The 3,082-nt window shown below is 51.0% G+C and carries 1 rRNA gene; it reads right to left on the reverse strand.

The window, feature by feature from the left end:
* Nucleotides 1-80: 80 nt before the first annotated feature.
* Nucleotides 81-2,968 (reverse strand): 23S ribosomal RNA (locus tag ADICYQ_RS17265).
* Nucleotides 2,969-3,082: the final 114 nt, after the last annotated feature.

Genomic DNA, 3,082 nt, shown 5'->3' on the forward strand with positions numbered 1-3,082 from the left:
CGCTCACTTAATTTCGTTAATTATTACTATATGTCTTAAAGTAAATTGACTTGTCTTGTGGAAAATGCAACGTAGCAAAGGTGTTCAAGTTTTCGGGCTATTAGTACTGCTCGGCTATGTCATTTCTGACTTTACACCTACAGCCTATCAACGTCATCGTCTCTGACGGCCCTGTTTAGAAGTCTCATCTTGGGGCGAGTTTCGCACTTAGATGCTTTCAGCGCTTATCTCTTCCCGACTTAGCTACCCGGCGGTGCAGTTGGCACTACAACCGGTACACCAGCGGTCGGTCCATCCCGGTCCTCTCGTACTAAGGACAGCCCCCCGCAGACTTCTCACGCCCGCAACAGATAGGGACCGAACTGTCTCACGACGTTCTGAACCCAGCTCGCGTGCCACTTTAATGGGCGAACAGCCCAACCCTTGGGACCTTCTCCAGCCCCAGGATGTGACGAGCCGACATCGAGGTGCCAAACCTCCCCGTCGATATGAGCTCTTGGGGGAGATCAGCCTGTTATCCCCAGCGTACCTTTTATCCTTTGAGCGACGGCCCTTCCATTCGGTACCGCCGGATCACTATACCCGTGTTTCCACCCTGCTCGGCATGTACGCCTTACAGTCAAGCTCCCTTATGCTATTGCACTCCACGCACGGTTACCAAGCGTGCTGAGGGAACCTTTGGAAGCCTCCGTTACTCTTTTGGAGGCGACCACCCCAGTCAAACTACCCACCAAACAATGTCTCCCTGTTTCAGGGATTAGATACCAGGCACACAGAGGGCCGTATTTCAACGGTGGCTCCTCAACGCCTAGCGACGCCGATTCACAGCCTCCGGCCTATCCTACACACCGTGTACCCGATACCAATGTTAAGTTGCAGTAAAGGTGCATGGGGTCTTTCCGTCCCGTTGCGGGTACGCGGCATCTTCACCGCGACTACAATTTCACCGAGCTCATGGCTGAGACAGTGCCCAGATCGTTACACCATTCGTGCAGGTCGGAACTTACCCGACAAGGAATTTCGCTACCTTAGGACCGTTATAGTTACGGCCGCCGTTTACTGGGGCTTCAGTTCAACGCTTCTCTTACGATAACGTCCCCCCTTAACCTTCCAGCACCGGGCAGGTGTCAGGCCTTATACTTCATCTTTCGATTTCGCAAAGCCATGTGTTTTTGATAAACAGTCGCCTGGGCCTTTTCACTGCGGCCTCTCTCACCGAAGCAAGAGGAGGCGCCCCTTCTCCCGAAGTTACAGGGCCATTTTGCCGAGTTCCTTAGCCATGATTCACTCGAGCACCTTGGGATACTCTCCCCAACCACCTGTGTCGGTTTGCGGTACGGGCGAACATACGCTTAACGCTAGAGGTTTTTCTTGGAAGCTTTTAGGACCACTATCCAATTGTCCGAAGACGCTTGGTACTATCAGGTTCGGCTAAGTCTGCGCATTTTACTACAGTCCAAATACCTACACCCTTTAACCCGGTATTCCGTCACCGGGCGGATCTTTCAACACTCCGTCGCCCCATTACCTGTATGTTCGGTATGGGAATATTAACCCATTTTCCATCGGAATCCCCCTTCGGGTTATCCTTAGGTCCCGACTGACCCTGATCCGATTAGCGTTGATCAGGAATCCTTGGTCTTTCGGTGTGGATGTTGTTCCCATCCATTATCGTTACTTATGCCTACATTTGCTTTTCCAGAAACTCCACCAGACATTACCATCTGGATTCACTGTCGCTGGAATGCTCCCCTACCAAAATATAAATACTTTCCTTCGCTTCGGTACCGCACTTGATGCCCGATTATTATCGACGCCCTGCCGCTCGACCAGTGAGCTGTTACGCACTCTTTAAAGGAATAGCTGCTTCCAAGCTAACCTCCTGGCTGTCACTGCAGCTGGACCGCCTTTGTTCAACTTAGCGCGGATTTTGGGACCTTAGCGGTAGGTCTGGGTTCTTTCCCTCTCGGACTTGGACCTTAGCACCCAAGCCCTCACTGCCGGTTCTGTATAATGGCATTCGGAGTTCGTCAGGATTTGGTAGGATTTGACTCCCCCTAGTCCTATCGGTAGCTCTACCTCCATCATACAATTCCCGACGCTGTTCCTAAAAACATTTCGGGGAGTACGAGCTATTTCTCAGTTTGATTGGCCTTTCACCCCTACCCACAGCTCATCCGGAAGCTTTTCAACGCTTATCGGTTCGGTCCTCCACTCTGTTTTACCAGAGCTTCAACCTGGCCATGGGTAGATCACTAAGTTTCGCGTCTACCCCCACCGACTATTGCGCCTTGTTCAGACTCGCTTTCGCTGCGGCTCCTCCTGTTTACAGGATTAACCTTGCCGGTGAGGAGTAACTCGTAGGCTCATTATGCAAAAGGCACGCCGTCACCCTGATAAATCAAGGCTCCGACCGCTTGTAGGCGCACGGTTTCAGGTTCTTTTCACCCCGTTATTCACGGTACTTTTCACCTTTCCCTCACGGTACTCGTTCACTATCGGTCTCTAGGGAGTATTTAGCCTTACCGGATGGTGCCGGCAGATTCAACCGGGATTTCTCCTGTCCCGGCCTACTCAGGATACCCGCCTTATAAATTAAAATTCCTCTACAGGACTCTCACCCTCTTCGGTTTGACTTCCCAGCCAATTCGAGTCTCCTAATTTATAATTATGCAGGTCCTACAACCCCATATATGCCGTAACATAAATGGTTTGGGCTCTTCCGCGTCCGCTCGCCGCTACTGACGGAATCATTATTATTTTCTCTTCCTGCGGGTACTTAGATGTTTCAGTTCCCCGCGTTTGCCTTCCTTACGGAATACCCTGACAAAGTCAGGGTGGGTTGCCCCATTCGGACATCTGTGGATCATATCGACTGTGCCGATCCCCACAGCTTTTCGCAGCTTGGCACGTCCTTCATCGCCTCCTAGAGCCTAGGCATCCCCCGTACGCCCTTGTTCACTTGAACTCATCTGGTGCCCTTTTGCTAGCACCTGATGATCTTAATTCTATATCTACATCACTTGCGTGATTAAAATACTTTACATTGCATTTTCCACTCAACATGTCAAAGAACTTTCTG

The sequence above is a fragment of the Cyclobacterium qasimii M12-11B genome, from assembly GCF_000427295.1.
Lineage (GTDB): Bacteria > Bacteroidota > Bacteroidia > Cytophagales > Cyclobacteriaceae > Cyclobacterium > Cyclobacterium qasimii.